General features: G+C 68.9%; 23 protein-coding genes. 15 read left to right on the forward strand and 8 right to left on the reverse strand.

Features of this window, described 5'->3' with window-relative positions; translation table 11 throughout:
* Together SB816_RS11270 and SB816_RS11275 are read left to right on the forward strand one after the other, a co-directional pair.
* Window positions 1-1,014, forward strand: coding sequence for a hypothetical protein (locus SB816_RS11270; RefSeq protein WP_410546980.1), 1,014 nt, complete (start codon window positions 1-3; stop codon window positions 1,012-1,014).
* 54 nt (window positions 1,015-1,068) lie between these two features.
* Window positions 1,069-2,277, forward strand: coding sequence for a hypothetical protein (locus tag SB816_RS11275; protein WP_336234993.1), 1,209 nt, complete (start codon window positions 1,069-1,071; stop codon window positions 2,275-2,277).
* A 5-nt stretch (window positions 2,278-2,282) separates the two neighbouring features.
* Here the strand turns inward: SB816_RS11275 and SB816_RS11280 are convergent, their stop codons facing one another.
* Window positions 2,283-3,221: an AraC family transcriptional regulator gene (locus SB816_RS11280; RefSeq protein WP_054502328.1), complete on the reverse strand. Its 939-nt coding sequence runs from the start codon at window positions 3,219-3,221 to the stop codon at window positions 2,283-2,285.
* A gap of 169 nt (window positions 3,222-3,390) precedes the next feature.
* On the opposite strand from SB816_RS11280, the gene SB816_RS11285 reads away from it, so the two are divergent.
* On the forward strand, window positions 3,391-4,245 hold the full coding sequence (locus SB816_RS11285) for an SDR family oxidoreductase (protein WP_410546981.1): 855 nt from the start codon (window positions 3,391-3,393) through the stop codon (window positions 4,243-4,245).
* Between the two features lie 20 nt (window positions 4,246-4,265).
* Here SB816_RS11285 and SB816_RS11290 read toward each other — a convergent pair whose 3' ends face one another.
* Window positions 4,266-5,102: an SDR family oxidoreductase gene (locus tag SB816_RS11290; RefSeq protein ID WP_410546982.1), complete on the reverse strand. Its 837-nt coding sequence runs from the start codon at window positions 5,100-5,102 to the stop codon at window positions 4,266-4,268.
* A 73-nt stretch (window positions 5,103-5,175) separates the two neighbouring features.
* Here SB816_RS11290 and SB816_RS11295 point away from each other — a divergent pair, with 73 nt between their 5' ends.
* Window positions 5,176-6,195 carry an AraC family transcriptional regulator gene (locus SB816_RS11295; RefSeq protein ID WP_410546983.1) on the forward strand — a complete coding sequence of 340 codons (1,020 nt, stop codon included), beginning with the start codon at window positions 5,176-5,178 and terminating at the stop codon, window positions 6,193-6,195.
* On the opposite strand, the gene SB816_RS11300 is transcribed toward SB816_RS11295, so the two are convergent.
* The gene (locus tag SB816_RS11300; RefSeq protein WP_175166867.1) at window positions 6,142-6,579 is read right to left on the reverse strand and encodes an RrF2 family transcriptional regulator; all 438 of its coding nucleotides are present in this window, start codon (window positions 6,577-6,579) and stop codon (window positions 6,142-6,144) included. The two genes, SB816_RS11295 and SB816_RS11300, sit on opposite strands and share 54 nt — an antisense overlap.
* 87 nt (window positions 6,580-6,666) lie before the next feature.
* Here SB816_RS11300 and SB816_RS11305 point away from each other — a divergent pair, with 87 nt between their 5' ends.
* Window positions 6,667-7,641 (forward strand): alpha/beta fold hydrolase, encoded by a 975-nt coding sequence (locus SB816_RS11305; protein ID WP_054502332.1) that lies wholly within the window; start codon window positions 6,667-6,669, stop codon window positions 7,639-7,641.
* Window positions 7,642-7,683: 42 nt separating this feature from the next.
* Here SB816_RS11305 and SB816_RS11310 read toward each other — a convergent pair whose 3' ends face one another.
* A complete protein-coding gene (locus SB816_RS11310) occupies window positions 7,684-8,589 on the reverse strand; it encodes a LysR family transcriptional regulator (protein WP_054502333.1) in 906 nt (301 codons plus the stop codon).
* A 175-nt stretch (window positions 8,590-8,764) separates the two neighbouring features.
* On the opposite strand from SB816_RS11310, the gene SB816_RS11315 reads away from it, so the two are divergent.
* From SB816_RS11315 to SB816_RS11325, 3 genes are all read left to right on the forward strand, one after another.
* Window positions 8,765-10,090 (forward strand): amidohydrolase family protein, encoded by a 1,326-nt coding sequence (locus SB816_RS11315; protein ID WP_054502334.1) that lies wholly within the window; start codon window positions 8,765-8,767, stop codon window positions 10,088-10,090.
* A gap of 65 nt (window positions 10,091-10,155) precedes the next feature.
* A complete protein-coding gene (locus SB816_RS11320) occupies window positions 10,156-11,349 on the forward strand; it encodes an arabinose transporter (RefSeq protein ID WP_410546984.1) in 1,194 nt (397 codons plus the stop codon).
* Window positions 11,350-11,401: 52 nt separating this feature from the next.
* Window positions 11,402-12,190 (forward strand): SDR family NAD(P)-dependent oxidoreductase, encoded by a 789-nt coding sequence (locus SB816_RS11325; protein ID WP_054502336.1) that lies wholly within the window; start codon window positions 11,402-11,404, stop codon window positions 12,188-12,190.
* Between the two features lie 44 nt (window positions 12,191-12,234).
* Here the strand turns inward: SB816_RS11325 and SB816_RS11330 are convergent, their stop codons facing one another.
* Entirely contained in the window at window positions 12,235-13,068 is an 834-nt protein-coding gene (locus tag SB816_RS11330) for an AraC family transcriptional regulator (protein WP_144657769.1), read from the reverse strand.
* A 134-nt stretch (window positions 13,069-13,202) separates the two neighbouring features.
* On the opposite strand from SB816_RS11330, the gene SB816_RS11335 reads away from it, so the two are divergent.
* Genes SB816_RS11335 through SB816_RS11345 form a run of 3 tightly spaced genes read left to right on the forward strand, consistent with a single transcriptional unit; the run spans window position 13,203 to window position 15,438 of the window.
* Entirely contained in the window at window positions 13,203-13,907 is a 705-nt protein-coding gene (locus SB816_RS11335) for an O-methyltransferase (protein WP_064528853.1), read from the forward strand.
* Between the two features lie 17 nt (window positions 13,908-13,924).
* On the forward strand, window positions 13,925-14,641 hold the full coding sequence (locus SB816_RS11340; RefSeq protein WP_269875519.1) for a siderophore-interacting protein: 717 nt from the start codon (window positions 13,925-13,927) through the stop codon (window positions 14,639-14,641).
* A 50-nt stretch (window positions 14,642-14,691) separates the two neighbouring features.
* Window positions 14,692-15,438 carry a BPL-N domain-containing protein gene (locus SB816_RS11345; protein WP_175189490.1) on the forward strand — a complete coding sequence of 249 codons (747 nt, stop codon included), beginning with the start codon at window positions 14,692-14,694 and terminating at the stop codon, window positions 15,436-15,438.
* Between the two features lie 12 nt (window positions 15,439-15,450).
* Here the strand turns inward: SB816_RS11345 and SB816_RS11350 are convergent, their stop codons facing one another.
* The gene (locus tag SB816_RS11350) at window positions 15,451-16,989 is read right to left on the reverse strand and encodes an FAD-dependent monooxygenase (RefSeq protein ID WP_410546985.1); all 1,539 of its coding nucleotides are present in this window, start codon (window positions 16,987-16,989) and stop codon (window positions 15,451-15,453) included.
* Window positions 16,990-17,055: 66 nt separating this feature from the next.
* Here SB816_RS11350 and SB816_RS11355 point away from each other — a divergent pair, with 66 nt between their 5' ends.
* From SB816_RS11355 to SB816_RS11365, 3 genes are all read left to right on the forward strand, one after another.
* Entirely contained in the window at window positions 17,056-17,649 is a 594-nt protein-coding gene (locus SB816_RS11355; RefSeq protein WP_054502342.1) for a TetR/AcrR family transcriptional regulator C-terminal domain-containing protein, read from the forward strand.
* Between the two features lie 413 nt (window positions 17,650-18,062).
* Window positions 18,063-18,824, forward strand: a complete 762-nt coding sequence (locus tag SB816_RS11360; protein WP_054502343.1) for a cobalt ABC transporter substrate-binding protein — start codon at window positions 18,063-18,065, stop codon at window positions 18,822-18,824.
* 110 nt (window positions 18,825-18,934) lie between these two features.
* Window positions 18,935-19,345, forward strand: a complete 411-nt coding sequence (locus SB816_RS11365; RefSeq protein WP_410546986.1) for a MerR family DNA-binding protein — start codon at window positions 18,935-18,937, stop codon at window positions 19,343-19,345.
* Window positions 19,346-19,371: 26 nt separating this feature from the next.
* Here SB816_RS11365 and SB816_RS11370 read toward each other — a convergent pair whose 3' ends face one another.
* Window positions 19,372-20,316 carry a LysR substrate-binding domain-containing protein gene (locus SB816_RS11370; protein ID WP_410546987.1) on the reverse strand — a complete coding sequence of 315 codons (945 nt, stop codon included), beginning with the start codon at window positions 20,314-20,316 and terminating at the stop codon, window positions 19,372-19,374.
* 120 nt (window positions 20,317-20,436) lie between these two features.
* Here SB816_RS11370 and SB816_RS11375 point away from each other — a divergent pair, with 120 nt between their 5' ends.
* Window positions 20,437-21,654, forward strand: coding sequence for an MFS transporter (locus SB816_RS11375; RefSeq protein ID WP_410546988.1), 1,218 nt, complete (start codon window positions 20,437-20,439; stop codon window positions 21,652-21,654).
* A 20-nt stretch (window positions 21,655-21,674) separates the two neighbouring features.
* Here SB816_RS11375 and SB816_RS11380 read toward each other — a convergent pair whose 3' ends face one another.
* Entirely contained in the window at window positions 21,675-22,574 is a 900-nt protein-coding gene (locus tag SB816_RS11380; protein WP_144657759.1) for a LysR substrate-binding domain-containing protein, read from the reverse strand.
* Window positions 22,575-22,582 lie beyond the last annotated feature (8 nt).

Raw genomic sequence — 22,582 nt, forward strand, 5'->3', positions numbered from 1 at the left:
ATGAGCGATGCCCTGCGGATCGAAGAGGCCCCGCTGACGGGCGACGACATTGCGCTGCTGCGCCGATGCACCCGCGGCAAGACGCTGGCCCTGATAGCCTGCCTGCTCGTGTTCCTGCTGCTGGCCAGCACGATCCTGCTGGTCGGCGTCTTGGCCGTGTCCGAATGGCGCTCGCTGCGCGGCGCCGATGGCGTGATGGTGTTGCTGGTGGCCGTCGGCGCGGGCGTGGGCGTGGCGTTCTTCGGGCGGCGGTTGCTGCGGGTGCCGCGCGCCTGGCGCAGCGTCGCGCGCGCGCTCAAGGGGCGGGGGACCAAGCAGATCGTGTCCGGACACCTGACCGGCTTCGGGCCGGGCGAGCGGCCGGGCATCAGCTACGTGTTTGGCGAACAGCGGGTGGAGGTGGCGCTGCCTTTCTGGAACGAGGCCACCAGCGATACCCGCAGCGGCGCCCGGCCGGCCGACGCCGTGGCGTTGACGGATCTGCCGGTGCGGCTGCACGTGCTGCCGTTGCTGCCGGATGCGCCGGGCCTGTTGCTGCGGGTGGATTACCCGATGAGCGGGCAGGCCTGGACGTCGCTCGAGGAGATCAGCGACGCCGATCGCGAGAACGTGAGACGCGAAGAGCGGGGCGTGCGCAAGTTCTTCCTGCTGGCGGCGCTGGCGCCGCTGGCGGTCAGCCTGTTCGTGCCGCCGGTGATCCTGCTGGCGGCAGTCCTGGCGCTGATGGGGCTGGTGCTGGGCATGCGCAGTCCGCGCCTGAAGCGCGCGCGTCACAAGCAGGGCGTGCGCGGGGTGGTGGAAGAGGCCGTGACGTATCGCCTGCGCACGCCGAACTCGCTCACGGTGTCGCTGGCCCACAATTACCGCGTGGGCGGCGTGATGTATCGGGTCGACCATCTCGGGCCCGCCGCCCAGCCGGGGCAGCGCGTGGAATTCGAATACGTGGACGCCGGCGCGCTGGGGCAAAGGGAGCTGTCTTTCCGGATCGAAGAGCAGCCCCCCATGACGTTGTGACCGCTTGCCAGCCCGGCAGGCGTGCTGAATCTTGCTGACGAAAGGGAGTGTGGTGTGTCCGAACCCATCGATGTGTCCGGCGAACCTGTGGGGTCGGTGACCCGTGATGGCCGTTTCCGGCTGGGCCTGACCGGGCCCGACAGCCATGTGCTGGTCAGGGAGGCGGGGCGCGGGGACCTGGTCATCGGGCCGGCCGGCGGGGACCCGAAGGCCGATCTGCGCGTGGCGCTCGATGACGTGATTCACTGGCCGGCGTTCGATCCGTTCGCCACCCCGGCCGGGTCGCCGTGGCCGCGCCACCTCTACTACCACGGCAATGACAGCGGCTTCCTGCGCTGGTCCGAGCGGCGTCCGATCGAACAGTTCACCTGGGCGCCGGCGTTTGCCGACACGCGCCGCATCGACGCCCGCGCGGCCGATATCCAGACGCTGCAGATCCGGCTCGATGCGGTGGCGGGGCATCTGGACATCGCGGTGCCAGGCGGGTTGCGGCTGGGCCTGCTGGGCGATCTTTCCCGGATCGCCGTCACGGGGGCGACGCCGGACATGCTGTCGCTGCATCCCGCGTTGGGCCGGCGCGCCAGCCAGGCGCCGTATGGGTTGCCCGACCTGGGCATGCTGCGGTCGGTGACGACGCTGGCGCTGTACGGCGAGCCGTTGGCGCAGCCAATATCGCTGCAGGGGATCGAGCGCTTTGCCGGGTTGGAGCGCCTGTCGTTGTGGGGCGGCTTTGCCGACTGGGACGCGCTGGCCCGTCTGCCGCATCTGAAGAGCCTGGAGATCCGCTTCGCGCCGGACCTGGCGGGCCTGCCGCCGCTGGACACCTGGCCGCTGTTGGAACGGTTCATTGGCTTTAACGTCGATGACGACGCCGGCAAGCGCTTGAAGGCGCAACTGAAGGCGCGGGAAAAGGTCCGGGCGTGGGCCGACTATACGTCGGTCAGCAAGCTGCGCAAGCCGCAGTGGTGGCAAAGCGAATATGGGCGGCCGTTTTCAGGATGGAGCGGCCGCATGGCGAAGTCGGCCAACGCGGCCTATGACATTGCCCTCGATGCCTTGCAGGGCGCCCGTGACGCCGACGCGGCGCAGTCGGCCATCCAGGCGTTCGCCGGCCATTTCAACGGGATGAAGGGCATCGAGACCGCCGAACGCGAAGACATCGGCGAGGCCGTGTGGCAATTCAGCCAGCTCGCGCGGCTGGCCGAGCTGGGCGTGACGGAGGCGCAGGCGCTGCGTTGGTTCGATGCGGTTCGGGACTATTGACGGCGTCAATGCGTGGCCGCCAGCCCCTCCAGCCGCGCGGCCGGCAATAGCGAAAACACGGTCTTCATCTCGCGCGCTTCCTCGCCGGGGCTGCGTCCGAACAGGCGCTTGAACTCGCGGTTGAACTGCGACGCGCTTTCATAGCCGACGCGTCCGGCGGCCGCGGCGGCGGTGAGGTTGTCGCGGATCATCAGCAGGCGGGCCTGGTGCAGCCGGATGGACTTGATGTACTGGATGGGCGAGGTGCCCGCCACGGTCTTGAAATGGGCGTGGAAGGCGGGGGCGCTCAGGCCCGCTTCGCGCGCCAGGGTGGCGACCTCCATGGGTTGCGCATAGTCGTCGTGGATGCGTTGCAGCACCCGCGAGATGCGGCCGAAGTTGCCCTGGCTGGCCAGCGCCGCGCGGATCGCGCCGCCTTGTTCGCCGACCAGCACGCGAAAACACAATTCCCGCACGATGCCCGGGCCGATGATGCGGGCTTCGACCGGCGAGGCCAGCGCCCGCAGCAGCCGCAGCGTGGTGTCCGCCAGCGTATCGTCCAGCGGCGTGGAGGTGATGCCTTCCGGCGCCGGCGGCGTCTGGCCTTCGCGGCCGTCCAGCGAGAGAACCAGGTCGGCGATCGTGGTCGGGTCGAGCCGGATCTGTATGGCCAGCAGCGGTTCCTCGGGCGAGGCGTCGGTTTCGGTGGAAAACGGCAGCGGCACCGACAGCACCAGGTAATGGCGGGCGTCGTAGCGGTAGACCTTGTCGCCCAGGTAGCCGCGCTTGCTGCCCTGGCAGACGATGACGATGCAGGGTTCGTACAGCACCGGGGTGCGTCCCAGCGGGTGGTCGGCGCGCATGAAGCGCACGCCGTCGAGCTGGGACCGGGTGTAGCCCTGGTGCGGCGCGAGCTGGGCGAGCAGGGCGGACATCGTGTCACGGGCGGGATGCGGTGCAGTCATGGGGGAATGTCTTGGCAAAGAGTCTTGGGCATCATTTTGCACCGAATCCGCGATAAATAAAGAGCGGAAAAGAGGAATAGGCAATCATCCCATAGCCCTGTGCCTATCCGGACGGGGCCGCCGCGCCTAGCATTTGATCCTGTAATCCAACCCCTCAGGAGATCAGGAAATGCAGACGATCCAAACCAACAAGACCTGGTTCATCACCGGCGCGGCGCGCGGCATCGGGCTGTCGCTGGCCCGCCAGTTGCTGGCGCGCGGCGACTACGTGGCCGCCACTTCGCGCACGCTGGCCGGCCTGCACAAGGCGCTGGGCGAAGAGCATCCGCGCCTCTTGGCGCTGGAGGTGGACCTGGTGTCCGAGGCCAGCGTCCAGGCCGCCATCGACAAGACCATCGCCGCCTTTGGCCGCATCGACTACGTGGTCAACAATGCGGGCTACGGCCAGCAGGGCCCGCTGGAAGCGCTGGACGACGACGAGGTGCGCCGCAACTTCGATGTCAACGTGTTCGCGCCGCTGCACGTGCTGCGCCATGCGCTGCCGCACCTGCGCAGGCAGGGCAGCGGCCACGTCTTCAACGTCGCTTCGATCGCCGGCTTCGCCGGCGGCTACGCGGGCTGGGGCTGCTACGTGGCGACCAAGTTCGCGTTGGCCGGGCTGACCGAGACCCTGGCGGCGGAGACCGCCGAATTCGGCGTCAAGGCCACCGTGGTGTACCCCGGCCCGGTGCGCACGGACTTCCTGAACGACAACAGCCTGGTCATCGCGCGCCGCAAGATCGCCGACTACACCGCGGCCCAGGCCTCGCTGGACCTGCACCGCGAAGGCATGAACGGCCGGCAGGACGGCGATCCCGAGAAGCTGGCCCTGCTGATCCAGGAGGTCGCGGCCCTGGACGCGCCGCCGCTGCATCTGTTCGTGGGCAAGATCGCCAATGACCTGGCCGAGCAGAAGCTGGAGACGGTGCGGGCGGATTTCGATGCGTGGCGCCAGCGGGCGGGGGTGGGAACGGACTTTGCTTGAACGGCGACGCGCCGGCAATGTCAGCGCGCGGGCCGGCGTTGCAGGCGCAGCATTGCCTGCATGCCGGCCAGGAATTCGGCGTCGCTGCTGTGCCAGCGCGCGTTCGCCAGATGCTCGCTGTCGGGACCGGCCGGAAACCGCAGTTGCTCGCTCTCTTCCGTTGCCGCGGCGTGGATGGCCGCGGCAACCTGTTCGGGCGTCGTTACGGCAGCGCCGGGCGCGCCCAGTTGCGCGAACAGTTGGGCCGCATACGCCTCATAAGGGGCGGTGACCAGCCCGCTCATGCGCGGCATGCCGTTCGCGGTGAACGCGGTGCCGGGGCCATAGCCGGGTTCGACCAGGCGCACGCGCACTCCTACGGAATGCAATTCGTAGTACAGGGCCTCCGTGAAGCCTTCGATGGCCCACTTGCTGGCCGCGTACGGGGCCACCAGTGGCATGCCCGCGAAACAGACGCTGGACGTGACGTTGATGATCGTGCCCTGGCCTCGTTCGCGCATCAGCGGGATGACGGCCTGGCTCGTACGCATGACGCCGAAGGTATTGGTTTCGAAGACCTCGCGTATGGTTGCCAGGGGCGTGGATTCCAGCGGCGAGAGCAAACCGATGCCGGCGTTGTTGACCAGGACGTCGATCTGGCCGAATGCCTCCAGCCCCTGGGCGATGGCCTGGTCGATGCTGTCCGCGTCGGTGACGTCCATTCGCACGACGCGCACGGCCCCTGGCCCCGAGGAACGGAACATCTCCGGATCCGGGCGGCGCATGGTCGCGACGACGTTCCATCCGTGCGCGGCGAAATTGTCGGCGGTGGCCTTGCCGTAGCCCGACGAGCAGCCGGTGATCAGTGCGGTCTTCATAGTCGCTCCTTGTTCGATAGGGCCATCGTAGATCGGTTGACCAAGACGATGAATAGCGAATAATCTGTAAACCATGCGAGATCGTCTTGATTCAGACCCGCTGGGCGCCATCGTGGTCTTGCTGCGTCCACAAACCGTTCTGTCCAAGTTCGTCAGTGGCGCGGGGCGGTGGGCAGTGCAATATCCCGACTTCGGGCATCCCAGTTTCGGCTTGATGCTGACCGGCGCGTGCTGGCTCCAGGTCGACGGCGCCGAGCCATTCCTGTTCGAGGCGGGAGACTACCTGCTGTTGCCTTCCACGCCGGGCTTCAGGATGGGCAGTGACCCGGAGGCGTTGAAGACGCCGACGATACGCGTGGCCACGACCGAGCCCGTGGCGGAGGTGCGTCACGGCGAGCCGCGCGACGAGGCTGCCGTCAGGATGTTGGGCGGTTTCTTCATGTTCGATGCCGCGAATGCGCCGTTGCTGTTGGAACGGTTGCCGAGGGTGGTGCATATCAAATCGGGCGATCGCGGCGCGGAGCGGTTGCGCTGGATAGCCGGCGTGATTGGCGAGGAAAGCGTGAACCCGCGGCCTGGCGGCGATGCGATCCTCACCCGCCTGGCCGAAATCATGCTGATCGAGGCGTTGCGCTGGCATCCGTCGCGCGCGGACGGCGCGGCGCCTCCTGGCGGCCTCTTGGCCGGGCTGGCGCATCCGCGCATGGCGGCCGCGTTGCGCCTGATCCATGGCGATGTCGCGCACCGTTGGACCATCGAGGAACTGGCGGGCCGGATCGGCATGTCGCGCGCGGCGTTCGCGGCCCGTTTCATGCAAGTCCTGGGCGTTCCGCCAATGGAGTATGTGCTGCGCTGGCGCATGGCGCTGGCCAAGGACATGTTGCGCCATGACGGCTTGTCCCTGGGAGAGGTCGCGCATGCAATCGGCTACCAGTCCGCGAGCGCCTTCAGCGCGGCGTTCAGCCGCTCGGTGGGGCTATCGCCGAGCGTGTTCGCAAGGAGGGATGCGCCCGGGGACGCGCCACCGTCGCGACCCGTGTCACCGCGACCGCCCGCGCGCCGCCGGCGCCCTGATTTCCCCCGCGATCTCTGACAGCGGAACCTCCCCGAACGCCGTCATCAGCGCCGCTTCGGCCGCCGCCAGCGCGGCGTTGATGCGCCGGTTCACGGCGGCTTCCACCGGGCAGGCGTCATTGTCCTGCGCCGGGCCGACCGCGAACAGCGTGGTGTGCGCGATGGCCTCGCACACGTCCCGCACCGTCAGGGAGTCCAGATCGCGGGCCAGCGTCCACCCGCCGCCCGGGCCGCCGGTGGAGGTGACGAAACCCGCGTCGCGCAGCGCGCCCATCGTGCGGCGCACGACCACGGGATTGGTGTGCAGCATCAGCGCGATGGTCTGCGACGTGGTCGTGCCGCCGCGCAGGTGCATGTGGACCAGGACGTGCAGCAGGCGGGCGAGGCGGGTGTCTCGTTGCATGGATTCGGGGTCGTGGAAATGTGCAACTTTTAATGTTACTCTTTTGGTGAACATTTGTGCCATCTCACGCCTTTATCCAGAGCCGACATGCCCGCAGCCCGCCAACGCTTCATCGAGACCAACGGTATCCGCCTCCATGTGAGGGAGCAGGGCGAGGGGCCGCTGGTCATCCTCTGCCATGGCTTTCCGGAGACGTCGCATGCGTGGCGCCATCAACTCGACGCGCTGGGACAGGCGGGGTTTCACGCGGTCGCGCCGGATCTGCGCGGCTATGGCGACAGCGACTGTCCGCCGGACATCGCGCACTATTCGGCGCTCGATGTGATCGGCGATCTGGTCGGGCTGGCGGACGCGCTGGGCCAGCGCCAGGCGGTGCTGGTCGGCAACGACTGGGGCGCGTCGATTGCCTGGCAGGCGGCGCAGTTGCGCCCGGATCGGTTCCGGGCCGTGGCGGCGCTCGGGGTGCCGATGATGGGACGCGCGCCGATGGCGCCGAGCCTTCTGTTCCCGCAGAATGAGCAGGCGTGGTTCTACACGCATTACTTTTCCGAACCGGGCCTGGCCGAAACGGCATTCGAGCGGGATGCCGAGGCCACGTTGCGCAAGATCTATGTCTGCGCGTCGGGCGCGTTGGGGCCGCGCGATGCGACGACGCCCAATCCCTTCGGCATGGTGCCGCGCGGCGGCGGGCTGCTGGATGTGTTGCCCGACCCGGCCGCGCTGCCCGCGTGGCTTTCCACGGCAGACCTGGCGCAGTTCGCGCGGGCGTTTGCCAAATCGGGTTTTCGCGGCGGCTTGAATTACTACCGGAACCTGGACCGCAACTGGCGGGACCAGGCCGCTTTCGCGGGGCTGCTTATCGAGGTGCCGGCGCTGTACCTGGCGGGCGAGTACGACACGGGGCTGGCCATTCCCGGCATGCGCCAGATCATCGAGGCGATGCCGCGGCTCGTGCCCGATCTGCGCGGCTCCCAGGTGATTGCCGGCGCCGGGCATTGGTTGCCGCAAGAGGCGCCGGATGCCGTCAACGCGGCGTTGATCGGGTTTTTGCGCGGGCTGTGAGGCGTCGTGGGTAGACGCCTTGCCGCTGGACCCTCCTGCCGCTTAGAGACCGGCGCAGATCTCTGAACAGAAATCCAGGAATGCCTCCACCGCCGCCGGCGCCAGGCGCCGCGACGGCCGGGTGACATACAGCGGATACGTCTCGCCGTTCCATTCCGGAAACAGTTCGACCAGCTTCCTGTCGGCCAGCAGCTCGCGCACGTTCAGCGCCAGCACCTGCGCCACGCCGGCGCCGTTCAGGCACGCCTGCACCATCAGGTCCACGTCTGTCGTCGTCAGCGGCCCCCGGGTGTCCACCCGCAACACTTCCCGTCCGCGATGAAACTCCCAGCCGAAAGGTCGGCCGCGGCGCGGGTCGATGTATTGGATGCAATCGTGCTCGGCCAGTTTCTCGGGTCGCTTGGGCCGGCCGTGGCGCGCCAGGTACGCGGGCGACGCCACCGTCAGGACGCGCGTCTGCAGCAGCAGGCGTGATGTCATGGTGGACGGCGGTTGCGGGCCGAAGCGCACCGCCACGTCAATGCCTTCAGTCACCAGGTCGCCGATATCAGGCGCCTGCACCACCATCAATTCCAGGCCGGGATGGCGCTGGCGCAGCAGCGGCAGATTCGGCGCCAGCACGTGGCGGGCGAAGATGGGATTGAGGCTGACCCGCAGGGTGCCGCGCACGGTGACCGAGGCGCCAGAGACGTAGCTGGCGGCCTCCTCGATGCCCGCCAGGTGGGGCGCGGCGCGCTCGTACAGGTTGGCGCCGTCACTGGTCAGATGCAGGGTGCGGGTGGTGCGGTCGAGCAGGCGAACGCCCAGCCGCTCTTCCAGCCGCGAGATCGAGCGGCTGACGCCCGAGGCCGACAGGCCCAGGACGTCGCCCGCGCGGCTGAAGCTGCCGGCCTCGACTACGGCGGCCAGCACGCTCATTCCGGACAGCAGTCGTCCGTCGAAGCTCATGGATATCCCCGATCTTTGATTTTTTGCACAAATGATTTGATCGAATCTACCTTTATCAAAGATCCAGCGCAACCTATCGTGGCATCCGTGACGGCGCGAAGCGCGGATTTTCGCAAGAATGTCCTGGCAATCGCGGCCGCGCCGACTGGTTCATCCCATTTCCACGGAGCTCTCCATGACTGCAACTCGCACGCTTTTCCAAGGCGGCACCGTCCTGACGCTGGACGCCAAGGTTCCCAATCTCGCCACCGGCGACGTCCTGGTCGAAGGCGACCGCATCGTCGCGGTCGGGCCGGCGCTGCCGGCCGATGACGCACAGGTCATCGACGCCACCGGCCATATCGTCATGCCGGGCCTCATCGATGCCCACCACCACATGTGGCTGGGCGCGATGCGCCGCATGCTGCCCAACGTGGACGATCTGTTCGCCTATATCGACGTGGTGGCGGAACAACTGGGCGCGCACTACCGCCCGCTGGACATGTATCTGAGCACCCGGCTGACGGCTGCCGCGTTGTTGGACGCGGGCATCACCACGGTGATCGATGCCTGCCACAGTTCGCGCAGCCCCGAGCATACCGACGCGGCGCTCGACGCCTTGGCGGAAACCGGCATCCGCGCGCTGCACATGGTGGGGCCGGCGATGGACAAGCGCGCGTCCAACGCCCATCTGCCGGGAGATCTGGGGCGCCTGGCGCACGCCTGGAACGACCCCGGCAGCCGGGTGCGGGTGGGCCTGTTCGGGCAGCTCAACCTGGGATGGTGGCAGGCCGCGCGCGAGCTGGACATGCGCATCCTGACCGAGTTCATCGGCGACCTGGCCAAGCTGTCGCCCGAGTTCGCGCAGCCGGGCGTCCTGGGGCCGCACAACATCTTCAACCACTGCACCCGCCTGCCGCGGGAAACGTGGAAGCTGCTGGCGGATGCCGGCGTGAACATCACGATCAATCCGCGCTCGGATGCGCTGTTCGGCTTCGACGACGACACGTTCGCGTACCAGCAGGCGGTGGATCACGGCCTGGCGCCGGCGCTGGGGATCGACCTGGACACGGCGTTCGGCAGCGACATGTTCGGCGAGATGCACGCGCTGTTCGGCCAGCAGCGTTCGGCGATGCGCTACCGGCGTTTCCGTGGCGAAGCCGATGTGCCGGCGCCGATCTCGGTGGAAGCGGTGCTGCGCGCGGCGACAGTGAACGGCGCGCGCGCGGCGGGGCTGGAGGACCAGGTCGGCACGCTGACGCCGGGCAGGCAGGCCGACATCATCATGGTCCGCACCCAGGGCGTGGCGGTGTTCCCGGTGAGCAACGCGATCGGCACGATCGTGCAGGCGGTGGAGCGCGCCGATGTCGATACGGTGATGGTGGCCGGCGAACTGCGCAAGCGCGCGGGACGGCTGCTGGGTGTCGACCTGGCGAAGTTGAATGCCGAGGTCACGGCGTCGCGCGACTACCTGATCCAGGCCAGCGGCTACCGCAACGCGCTGTTCGGCGCCGCGGCATAACGGCGCGGGCGGCCCGGCGCGCCGGGCCGCCGGTTTCTTTCATCCATTTCGCAAAGGAGGCTGCCATGTCAGCTTTTGCCTCGACGCGCGCCTCGCGGGGCGATCCCGCGTCCTTGTCCCGCCCGGCGCCGGGCATCATTGCCGCGCTGTTCTGCGGCTATCTGGCTGTCGGCCTGCCGCTGCCGGTCATCCCGCTGTTCGTGCACGCGCATCTGGGATTCAGCAATCTGGTCGTGGGGCTGGTGATCGGCATTCAGTTCCTGGTCACGGTATTGACCCGCTGCTACGCGGGCAGGGTGACCGACCAGGAGGGCGGCAGGCGTTCGGCGCTGCAGGGCGCGCTGGTGATGGCCCTGGCCGGACTGCTGTATCTCGTTGCCGCCCTGCCTGGCCTGTCGCCCGCCGCCAGCCTGGGCGTCATCGTGGCCGGCCGGTTGGCGGCGGGTCTGGGCGAAAGCCAGTTCGTGACGGGCTGCGTGTCGTGGTCGATCGCGTCGGTGGGGCCGCAGCGCGCGGGGCTGTCGATGTCTTGGACCGGTATCGCCATGTTCGCGGCGCTGTCTATCGGGGCGCCGATGGGCATGGCGATGTATCAGCGTTATGGGTTGGCGGCGTCGATGGCGGCCTGCATCGCCGCGCCGCTGCTGGCCACCGTGATTGCATTGGGGACCGCTTCATACCCGTCGCCCCGCGGCGCGCGGCTGCCGTTTCATCGCGTCGTCGGCCGCATCTGGCGCGAGGGGCTGGGGTTGATGCTGCAAGGCGTCGGGCTGTCGGGCCTGACGGCGTTCGCGTCGCTGTATTTCGCCGCGCGCCAATGGGGCAGCGCAGGGTGGGTGATGACGGCGTTCGGCGCCGGTTTCATCGCCGTGCGGATGTTGCTGGGGCATTTGCCGGACCGTCTGGGCGGCTACCGGGTGGCGGCGTGGTCGTTGGCGGTCGAGGCGATCGGGCAGGCGCTGCTCTGGTTCGCGCCCAATGCGGGCGTGGCCCTGGCCGGGGCGATGGTCACGGGGCTGGGCTGCGCGCTGGTGTTCCCGGCGCTTGGCGTCGAGGCACTCAAACGCGTGCCGCCGGCCAACCGGGGCAGCGCGATGGGCGCGTTCGTGGCCTTTCTCGATATCGCCTATGGCCTGGCGGGGCCGGCGGCGGGCGTCATCGCCGGCCATTTCGGCTATGCAGCCGTCTACGCGTTCGGCGCCGGATGTGCATTGCTGGGCGCGGCGCTGGCGCTGGCCCTGCGTCCTTCGCAGGCTTGAATTTCATGGTCGGCGCCGCCTGGCGGGCGCCGGCATTTTCCAGGAGCAAACCATGTCTCGCATTTTCATTTCCGGCTCGTCAGCCGGCCTGGGCCTGATGGCCGCGGAATTACTGGTGCAGCAAGGGCATCGGGTGGTGCTGCATGCCCGCAGCGCGTCGCGCGCCGACGATGTTCGTCGGGCGCTGCCGGCGGCGGAACAGGTGGTGGTCGGCGATTTGGAGACCATCGCTGGCGCCCGCGAAGTGGCCGCGCGGGTGAACGCGCTGGGCCGCTTCGACGCGGTGATCCACAACGCCGCGGTCGGCTATCGCGAGCGCCATCGCCTGACGTCCGATGGCGTGCCACACGTGTTCGCGGTCAACACGCTTTCCGCCTATCTGCTGACGGCGCTGATCGAGCGTCCGCGGCGGCTGGTGTACCTCAGCTCCGGCATGCATCACCACGCCGACGCCAATCTGTCGGATCTGCTGTGGCGCGCGCGGCGCTGGAATGGCTCCGAGGCGTACGCCGAAAGCAAACTGCACGATGCCATGCTGGCTTTCGCGGTGGCGCGGCGCTGGCCGCAGGTCTACGCCAACGCCCTGGAGCCGGGGTGGGTGCCGACCCGGATGGGAGGTCCGGGCGCGCCGGATGATCTGGACCAGGCGCACCGCACCCAGGCTTGGCTGGCCGCGGGGGAGGACCGCCGGGCCGATGTGACCGGGGCGTACTTCTACCATCTGAAACGCAAGGCGGCGAATCCTCAGGCGCTGGATCTCGCGTTGCAGGACGAGCTTCTGGCGCAATGCGCTGCCTTGTCGGGGGTGGCGTTGCCACCGCCAGACCCCGTCCGGGTTTGAAGCATCATTAGCTGGCGCGGCGCGCGCGATCCGTACGCCGGGGCTCAGCCCGCCGCGCGCCGTTGCGCCATGTAGCGTGCGGGCGACGTCCCCAGCGCCTTGCGGAACATCGTGACAAAGCCGCCGGCGCTTTCATAGCCCAGTTCATCGGCCACCTGTTGCACCGACGCGCCGGTGCCGAGCCATTTCACCGCCAGCATCAGATGCAATTGCTGGCGCCAGCGGCCGAAGCTCATGCCGGTCTGCTGCGTGAGCAGCCGCGCCAGGGTGCGCTCGCTCAGGCCCACGCGCCGCGCCCAGCTCCGCATGGTGCCGCGGTCGGCGGGATGCTCCATGATGAGCTGCGCGATCTTGCGCAGGCGGGGATCGGACGGCATCGGCAGGTGCAGGGTGCCCAGCGGGGCGCATGCCAATTCATGCAGCAGCAGGCAGACCAGGTGCATGGCGGGGCCATCTTCCGGGTACAGCAGCGGCAGTTGCGCGGAGCGGATCACCAGTTCGCGCAGCAGCGCCGTGGTCGACACCGCGCAGCAGGTGGCGGGCAGGTCGGCGGCGACCGCGGGTTCGACGAAGGCGACGTAGACCTCGATGGTGCCGGCGGCGGTGATCTTGTGCAGCACATCGCCTGGCACCCACAGCGCGCTTTGCGGGGGGACCAGCCACAGGGCGCCTTCGAGCTCGCACGTGAGCACGCCGCGCAGCAACAGCATCAGTTGCGCCTTGCGATGGCGATGGAAGTCCTTTTCGAGCCGATCCAATCCGTGCAGGTCCAGGCTGGCCACGTCGATGCCGGCGGCGCCCATGGTCACGACGGGGCGCGGCACCAGGTCGGGATCGGTCCATTCCGGGGCGTCGTCGAGGTTGGTCAGGACGGGCATGGCGGCGATTGCGCGGGATTGGCAGGAATTCGGAATTTGTTGGCGTAGTTTACCAATGCTGCCAGATCCAGGGCTTCCTACGATGGCGGCACGGCGGTGCGATCCGCCACCGTTCATTGCCAAAGGAAGCAATCATGGATTCACTGAGTAGCGGGCGCGTCGCCCACACCCTGCAACGCCTGTTGGCCGAGGCGGAGATCGCAGACAAGGGCCTGATGGACCAGTTCGAAGGCGGCATGGCCGCGCTGTCCGAGCAGGCCTATGCCGACATCATCGCTGACATGGTGGCCGAGGAGCGGCGCGACCTGCGCGGCGTGTATCGCGGCTACGCCGGCAACTTCCTCAATGTCGCCCCGGCGTACGGCCGGTTCCTGTACCAATGCGCGCGGGCGCGGCGGGCCACGTGCATCGTCGAGTTCGGCACGTCGATGGGAATTTCCACCATCTACCTGGCCGCGGCCTTGCGCGACATGGGGGGCGGCCAGTTGATCGGCACCGAGCTGGAGCCGGCGAAGGCGGCGCGCGCCCGCGCCAACCTGGAGGCCGCCGGCCTGGCGGACCTGGTCGAGATCCGTGTCGGCGACGCCCGCGAGACGCTGGCGCAGGTCGACGGCGAAGTCGACCTGGTGCTGCTCGACGGCGCCTTCAGCCTCTACCTGCCGGTGCTCAAGCTGCTCGAGCCGCACTTGCGCGGCGGAGCCCCGATCCTGGCGGAGAACGCCTGGACGCAGGGCAACGACTACCTGGATTACGTGCGCGACCCCGCCAACGGCTATCTGTCGCAACCGCTGCCGGTCACCGAGGGCCGCGGCAACGAATTCACCATCGTGACGCGATGAACGGGGAGCGCGCAGAAATGACGAATTCCTCGCAGGGCCGCATGAGCCGCGCTTTCACCCGGCTTTTCATGAAGCCGACGCGCATCATGGCGGCTGAAAGCCTGGCGGGCGGCTTGCGCCTGCTGACGCTGCAGAGTCCCGCGTTCCGCGAAGCGCGCTGGGTGCCGGGGCAGAAAGTGCAGATCGCGATGGGGTCGGCCTTCGTCGCGCGGACCTACACGCCGATGGACTGGGACGCCGCAACCGGACGCACCCGCATCGTGGCGTACTCGCATGGCGGCGGCCCCGGCAGCGCCTGGGCCGAACGCGTCGAGCCCGGAGAGGCGTGCGATGTGTTCGGTCCGCGCGCGTCGCTCAATCTCGACCGCTCCGTGGGGGCCTGCGTGCTGTTGGGCGACGAGACCTCGATTGGCGTCGCCTGCGCCCTGCAACGCGCGATGGGGGGCGAGGCGCGCTGCCTGCTCGAGGTCAACGAGGCGGCCGCTGTTCGCGATGCGCTGGCGCGGCTCGGGCTGGACGCGGTCGAACTGTTCGGCCGGCAGGCCGGCGACGCGCATCTCGATGCGATCGAGCATCGCCTGCCGCCACTGGCGGCCGCGGGCGCGGCCTTCATCCTGACCGGCAGGGCGTCGACCATCCAGCGCCTGCGCCAGGCGTTGAAAGCGCTGGGCGTTGCCTCGGGACGCATCATGGCCAAGGCATACTGGGCGCCCGGCAAGACGGGACTGGACTGACGCGGGGGCGTAATCGGACTTGCCTATACTTTGGTTTTTGACGGGTCGATATGGCGTTCCTGCGTTTCCTGCTTCTGGCCTTGGCGCTATCGTTGGCGGCGCCCGCCGCGGCGCTTGCCGGCACCGCGGACAGGTCCGTGCGTGTCGCGGTGTATCGCGGGCCGGCCGCGTGCGACTCCTGCGCGGCCGCGGCCCGGCGCGCCATCGAAAAGACGGACGCGCGTTATCAGGTCGACTTCGTCGGCCCCGACGAGCCGATCGACATCTCCGACGCCACCCTGGCGCGCTACGACGTGTACGTGCAGCCGGGCGGCGGCCAGGATATTCCCGCCGCGCTGAGCAGCCTGGGCGACGAGCGGGTGGACGCGATCCGCCGTTTCGTCGCGCGCGGCGGACGTTATCTTGGGCTGTGCATGGGCGCCTACCTCGCCGACGCGTCCAACCTGGGCCTGATCGCGCAGGACCTGGATTCGGAAGTCGGCCGCCCCGGCTTCCCGATCAAGACCATCGAGGACGCGGCGGTCGCTGTCCGTTGGGCGGGCAGGGACGACAGCGTCTTCTTCCAGGACGGCCCCTACCTGCGGTCGCAACCCGGCGATGCGCGCTTTCACGCGATCGCCACCTACGAGAATGGCGATCTGGCCGCGGCCCGCTATTCGTTCGAGCGCGGCCTGGTGGTCCTGAGCGGCCCGCATCCCGAAGCCGGGAAATCGTGGTTCGTGGACGCGGACATCGCGCTGGACGAGATGCCCGAGCGCGACCTGTTCAAGGACCTGCTGGACCAGCTCGATCTTTGAGGCCGGCCGTCGTCATGCGCCGTCATCCGAGCGACGCAGCACGAAGCCATCGGGCCGCACCAGCACCGTGCCGCTGTCCGCCAGGCCCGTCAGGCTGCCCCAGTCGCCGTCGCTGAAGACGAAGTCGCGGCCCGCGGCAAGCACGCGGGGCGTGGCCGGATCGAGGCTGGCGCGGGTCGATGCCGCGATCGATGCCGCCGGACCGGCAAGCAGGACGAAGCTGTCACCGAACAGGTCGAGCGTCGAGAGCCGCTCGGCGCCGCGCTGGATCCAGGCGTGCGGAAAGCGCGTGCCGGTCTGGGCCTGCAGGACGTCAACGGCGGCCGGCGCCTCGGCGTGTGTGGGCGCCCCGGCTGCCGGATAGCGGTGCCGCAGGATCAGGGCGCCGGGGTCGATCAGTTCCCTGAAACTGTCGCGATTGCGCTCGGTCTCGATGCCGAAGCGGGTGTCGAAGTCGGTGCGCAGCAGCGCCTGGCGGCCATTGCGCAGCGCCAGCGGGCGCCGCTCGGCGTCGTAGCTGTCCAGCAGATCCGGAACTGCCTCGCCACGCATGACCGCGGCGAGTTTCCAGGCCAGGTTGTGGGCGTCGGCGATGCCGGTGGTGGCGTTGAAGCCGCCCCAGGGCGGCATCAGGTGGGCGGCGTCGCCGCACAGGAAAACGCGGCCGGACCGATAGGCATCGGCGACGGATACGCCGGTGTTCCAGGCGCCGTGCTGCAGGATCCGGACCTCGAGATCCCGCAGCCCGATCGCCGCCCGCACCAGCCCCGGCAGGGCGTCGTCGGCGGGCGGCCCCAGGGCCGGATCGTATTCCAGGTGGAACGACCACTTGTCGGTGTTGTTCATCGCCAGGAACAGGCCGCGCACCGTGTCGTTGGCGATTTCGCACTGACTGAAGGTGCGGCCTTCGACGACGCGGGCCAGGTCGGCCTGGAAAAAGATGTTGACCAGGTGTTGAGGGGCGGCCGTGTCCGTCCTGCCGATGCCCAGTTGCCGGCGGATGGCGCCGCGACCGCCGTCGGCGCCGATCAGCCAATCCGCCTCGATGACCGATTCGTGATCGTCCGGGCCGCGCACCCGGGCGCTGACGCAGGCGCCCGAGTCCTCGAACGCCAGCATTTCATGGCCGAAACGCACATCGCCGCCCCGCGTTTGCAGGGCGTGGCGCAGCACCGGTTCGATCCAGGTCTGCGGGCAGGCCACGAAGCCGGTGGGCGAGGCGCCGGCCGCGGCCATTTTTGCGCGCATGGCCGGGATGTTGATGATCGGTTGCGCGTCGACCAGGGTGGCGCCGCGGCGGGCGCCGCCAAACGCGCCTTGCTTCCAGGCGCCGTCGGCCGCCGCGCGCACCGCTTGCTCCACGCCGACCTGGCGGAACAGCTCCATGGTGCGGGTGTGGATGCCGCGGGCGCGGGGCAGGGGCGAGACGCCCTGTTGCCTTTCGACGAGGATGAACGGAACGTCGAGCCGTTGCAGGAAGAGGCCGGCGCTCAGACCGACCAGGCCCCCGCCCACGATCAGGACGGCGGTACGCGAGGGAAATGCGGGCATGTGACACCTTTCTTGGGTAAAATCTATCACTGATAATTTAATCTATCACTGTTAGAGAAATCAACCATGGCAAAAATCCGCAGGGAACAGGTGGTGGACGTGGCGCTCGAGCTGCTGGATGAGGTGGGGCTGGATGGCCTCTCGACCCGGCGGCTGGCGCAGCAGCTTGGCGTCGAGTCGGCGACGCTCTACTGGCACTTCCGCGACAAGTCGGTGCTGCTCGGCGAGATGGCGTCGGCCGTGCTGGCGCGGCACCACACACTCGCGGTGCCGGCGAGCGCGGCGCAATGGCCCGCTTGGTTCGCGGACAACATGCGCAGCTTCCGCCGCGCCTTGCTGGCCCATCGGGACGGGGCGCGCCTGCACGCAGGCACGGCCCCGGGGCCGGGCGATCTGGCGGGCATCGCGCGCAAGGTCGCCTACCTGGTCGGCGCCGGCTTCACCCGGGAGCAGGCGGGCATGGCGTTGTTCGCGGCCGGGCAGTACACGCTGGGCTGCGTGCTCGAGGAACAGGCGCGCGCGGCCATGACGCAAGGGGGCGCGGACGAGGCGGTGGGCGGGAACGAGTTGGCCGGGGCCATGGATGCCGAGGCGGCGTTCGAGTTCGGACTTGGCGTGATCGTCGACGGCCTGCGCGGCCGGGTGGGCGCGGCGGCCTGATGACGCGACGGCGGCGCGACTGCCGCCGCCAGGCTGCCGACATTGCCGGGGCCGGGCCGGCCGACGAAGAGTCCGATTTTGATTCTCCGTCCCAGGCGGTTTCGCGTGGGTCCGGCGCGCCGCGCGAGGCCGCTGCGCACGAGACCGACGGTGCATGGCGGCGGTCCGCGCGGGGGCCATTCGGCGGCGGGTCGCTTCCTTGACATGCCCAGGTCGTTTTACATAATCGTGATTGATTGATTCTCCTTTGTGATTTTGGGTTGTCTTCGAATGCCAGGATTCAATGCTCGGACCGAGCGAGCGCCGTCGATCGCCGCGGCGCGGTTTTCCATTCCCCCGGAACGGAGCGAGGCGTGGCCATGCGCCCGGCGCGCCGGCTGTTCACTCCCACGTTTCATTTTCCGGAGCACGCAATGAAGAAAACCCTGTCACTCGCGATCGCGGCGTTGGCGCTGACCGCCACCGCGCAGGCCCACCAGGTCTGGATCGAACAGCCCGCGGGCAAGCCCGCCATCATCCGTTTCGGAGAATTCGCCGAGAACCTGCGCGAAGCCTCGCCGGGATACCTGGACGGCTTTGACAAGATGACGGCGACCTTGCTCACCGCCAAGGGCGAGGTGCCGTTGACGGCGACCAAGGCCGCCGATGGCTTCACGCTGTCGCAGAAGGTGGGTGGCAAGGACGGCGTGGTGGTCGACGGCCCCATGAACACGCTGCGCACGTTCAAGCATGGCGGCGAACCGCTGCAGACCTGGTTCCAGATGAATGCCCGCTACGTGCCCGACGCGGCCGCCGCGACGGCGCCCAAGCTGGTCATGGACATCGTCCCCACGGGGCAGGCCGGCCAGTTCCAGGTGGTGTTCAAGGGCCAGCCGCTGCCCAAGACCAAGCTCGTCGCCATGGTGGACTCGGGCTGGGAACAGACCGCCTACACCGATGAGCAGGGCAAGGCCCATTTCAGCCTGCCGTGGAAAACGCAGTACGTGCTGCGCACCATGCACATCGACCGCACGCCGGGTGATCGTCCGGGCGCAAGCGGACCCGAGCACTACGACGCCATCGGCTATGTGGCCACGCTGACCTTCGTCAAGCCGGATGGCGCCGCGCCGCTGCCCGCCGTGCCGGTGCGTCCGCCCAACAAGGTGCAGGCCGCGCCTGCCGCCGCTGCCAAGTAAGCCCGCGCAGTCCGCGATTCGCCGCGGGCCGCGCGCCGTGGCGGATCGTCGCATGGCTCGCGGCCATGCATTTACCGGCGTTTCGCCGGTGTTTTTCTACAAGGTCAGGAATGAATATCGGGGAATTGGCGCAACGCACCGGATTGGCTCCATCGCGGATCCATTCCTACGAGAGCGCCGGTCTGCTCAAGACGGTGACCCGCCCGCACGCCGACAACCGAACCTATCTGCCGGAGGCCATGCTGGCACTGACGTTCATCACGGCGGCGCAGCAGGCCGGCTTCGGCCTGGACGAAATCCGGCCGCTGTTGCCGCTCGGGCGCGATGGCTGGGATCCGTCCGCGCTGTTGGCGGCGTTGCGGCGCAAGGTGGAAAAGATCCAGTCGCTGGAGGCGCGGCTGGCTCATAGCAAGGCGCAACTGGTGGGGTTGATGCGCGATGCCGCGACCCGCCCCGATGGCGCCGACCGCGAGCTCTGCGCGCAGCGCGTGCTGGCGCGGGTGATGGGCAGGACGGCCTAGCGCGTCAATTGCGGGCCGGCCGCCGGTCACGGGGCGGTTCGCGTTGATGCCTGCGCCGGCAGGCCGTCGCTGGCGCGGGCGAAGCGCTCCACCAGGAAATCCAGCAATTGCCGCACGCGCGGCGCCAGGTAGCGGGTGCCGTGGAACACGGCGTGCACGCCGGCTTCAGGCACGCGGTATTCAGGCAACAGGGCCACCAGGCGTCCGGCGCGAATGTCGTCGGCGGCGTCCCAGATGGTCTTGCGGGCGATGCCGCGACCGGCCAGCGCCCAGCGGCGCGCCAGCGCGCCGTCGTTGGTTTCCCAGGCCTGGTCCAGCGGTACGGTGTAGGTCTCGGGCCGGCCGTCCCGCGCGAAGTGAAAGGTGTTCAACGGACCGGCCGCGGTGACCAGCACGACGAATGTGTGATGCGCCAGATCGGCGGGCACGCGCGGCATGCCGTGCCGCGCCAGATACTCGGGCGATGCGCACAGCACGCGCCAGTTGGGGGCGAGCGGGCGGGCGACCAGCGCGCCGTCCTGCGGCCGACCGAAACGGATGGCGAGGTCGATGTCGTCCTGCAACAGGTTCGAGAGCGAGTCCGACAGCGTCAGCGCGATTTTCAACTGCGGGTGCGCGACGCTGAATTCGTCCAGCCACTGGCTCAGCAGGTGGCGGCCGAAATCGGCGGAGGCCGAGATCCGCAGTTTGCCGCGCACTGCGTTCTGGCCCGCGTGCAGCGCGGCCTCGGCGTCCTCGACGGCGCGCAGGGCGATCTCGCAGTGTGACAGGTAGAGGCGGCCTTCGTCGGTCAACTGCAGTTGGCGCGTGCTGCGATGGAACAGTCGGGTGCGCAGCGCGGTCTCCAGCTTGATCAGCCGCGCGCTGGCGGCGGCGGGCGACAGCCCCAGCTTGCGCCCGGCCGCCGACAGGCTGCCCAATGCCGCCGCTTCCACGAATAAACGCATATCGCCCAATCGGTCCGTCGCCATTTCAAATCCAGATTTGAAAGTCATTCAATGAATAGGCCAATTATCAAATAAATCCGCAAGAAGCACACTGGCGCGTCTTCAATCGGCGTGTGGCCCCTGAGGGGCAAAGGAGTGCGAACCATGAACGGAATTTCCGGGGCGGCGGCAAGCGCGGAGCGGCAGGCCGCTGCGCCGCGGCTGCCGATGGCGGCGTTGCTGGCGCTGACGATGTGCAGTTTCATCGCGACCGCCAATGAAACCGTGGCCGCCGGCCTGCTGCCGCAGATTGCGCGTGGCTTCGGCGTGTCGCAGGGCTGGGCGGGGCAGTGGGTGACGGCCTGCGCGTTGGGCTCGGGGCTGGCGGCGATGCCGTTGACGATCGCGCTGCATGCGTGGCGGAGGCGCCTCGCGCTGCTGTTGTCGGTGGCCGGATTCATCGTCGGCAATGCGGTGACCGCGCTGTCGCCGTATTTCGAACTGGCGCTGGCGGCGCGCCTGTTGGCCGGTATTGCCACCGGACTGGCCTGGAGCCTGCTGGCCGGCTATGCGCGGCGGATGGTGCCGGGCCCGTTGCAGGGACGCGCGATGGCGGTGGCGATGGTCGGCATTCCCATGGCCCTGGCGTTCGGCGTGCCGCTGAGCGCGTGGCTGGGCGAGCTGGCGGGATGGCGCGCGGTGTTCGGCGCGTTGTCCGGGTTGAGCGTGGCGCTGGCGGCATGGGTGCTGCGTTCGGTGCCCGATTACCCTGGGCAGGCTGCCCGCCGCCGCCTGCCGCTACGGCAGGTCTGGATGACGCCGGGGGTGCGGCCGGTCCTGGCCGTCATCCTGTTCTGGATCCTCGCGCACTACACCCTGTACACCTATATCGCGCCTTTCATGGCGGCGCGCGGCCTGGCCGGGCGCGTGGATGCGGCGCTGCTGGTCTTTGGCGTTGCGGCGCTGTGCGGCATCTGGATGACGGGCCTGCTGGTGGATCGTGGCCTGCGGGCGCTGGTGCTGGCCAGCCTGGGCGTGTTTGCGCTGGTGGCCCTGGCGCTGGGCCTGGGGTGGGCGACGGGGCCGGCGGTATTCGTGGCGATCGCGCTGTGGGGCGTGAGTTTTGGCGGCGCGCCGACGTTGCTGCAGACGGCGCTGGCGGATACCGCGGGCGAGGGCGCCGAGGTGGCGCAATCGATGCTGGTGACGGTGTTCAACCTGGCCTTTGCGGCGGGCGGGGCGCTGGGCGGGGTGTTGCTCGAAACGGCAGGCGCGCAGGCGCTGCCGCGTGGCATCCTGGCGCTGCTGGGGGTGGCGATCGCGGTGGCGTGGAGCGCCAGGGGCCACGGCTTCAAGCCCGGCCGGCGGCGGGCGGCGCGTTGAGCGCCGGCGCTGCCGGCGTGCTAGCGCGCCGCCGGCGGTCGTTCCAACGCCGCGAACGTCTCGCGCACGCAATCGGCCATGCGCCGCGCCAGCGAGTTGACCGGGTGGTGCTCGGAGGTGACGGCGTAGCTGTGGAACTCCACTTTTTCCGAGAACGGGATTTCGCTTAGCTCGGCGATGCCGAGCGCGCGCGGGACCACCGGGTTGACGATGGACACGCCCAGCCCCTTGCCGACCATGCTGCAGATGGTGGTGGCGTACGGCGTTTCGATCGACAGCACGCGGGTGTCGTCGGGAAAGTGCCGGTCGATGGCGGCGCGGTTGAAGCTGCCGGCCGGCAGCGAGATGAAGTCCTGGTCGCGGAAGTCGGCGGGCGTCAGCGCGGCCCGCGCCGCCAGCGGATGCGCGCGCGGCACGATGGCGGCGCCGTGTGTGGTGTTGATGCGCTCGTAACGCAGTCCCGGCAGATCGGTGTGCAGCGAGCAGAAGCCGATATCGCAGACGCCGGTGGCCAGCCATTTGGCGACCGCGTCGGAGCCGCCCGTGTTGACCACCACCGGGATGTCCGAATGCTTTTCGCGGAACAGGCGGATTGCGTCGGGCAGGACGCATTGGGTGATCGAGCCGACCGCGCCGACCCGCAGCAGGCCGGTGCCGCGCCGGCGGATCGAGCTGGCGCTGTCGTTGAGCGATTCCAGGCCGATGAAGGCGCGTTCGACGTCGGCGTAGAAGGCCTCGGCCTCGGGCGTCGGAATGATGCGGGTGCCGACGCGCTGGAACAGCACGAATCCCAGCGTCTTTTCCAGCAACGCGATCCAGCGGCTGACGTTGGGCTGCGAGGTGTGCAGCAGGCCGGCCGCGGTGGTCATGGAGCGCGTCATCATGACGGCGCGGAAGGCCTCGACTTGTTTGAAATTCATGCGTTTGA

It is taken from the genome of Achromobacter sp. SIMBA_011, from assembly GCF_046535435.1.
In the GTDB taxonomy this organism is placed as follows: Bacteria; Pseudomonadota; Gammaproteobacteria; order Burkholderiales; family Burkholderiaceae_B; genus Achromobacter; species Achromobacter dolens.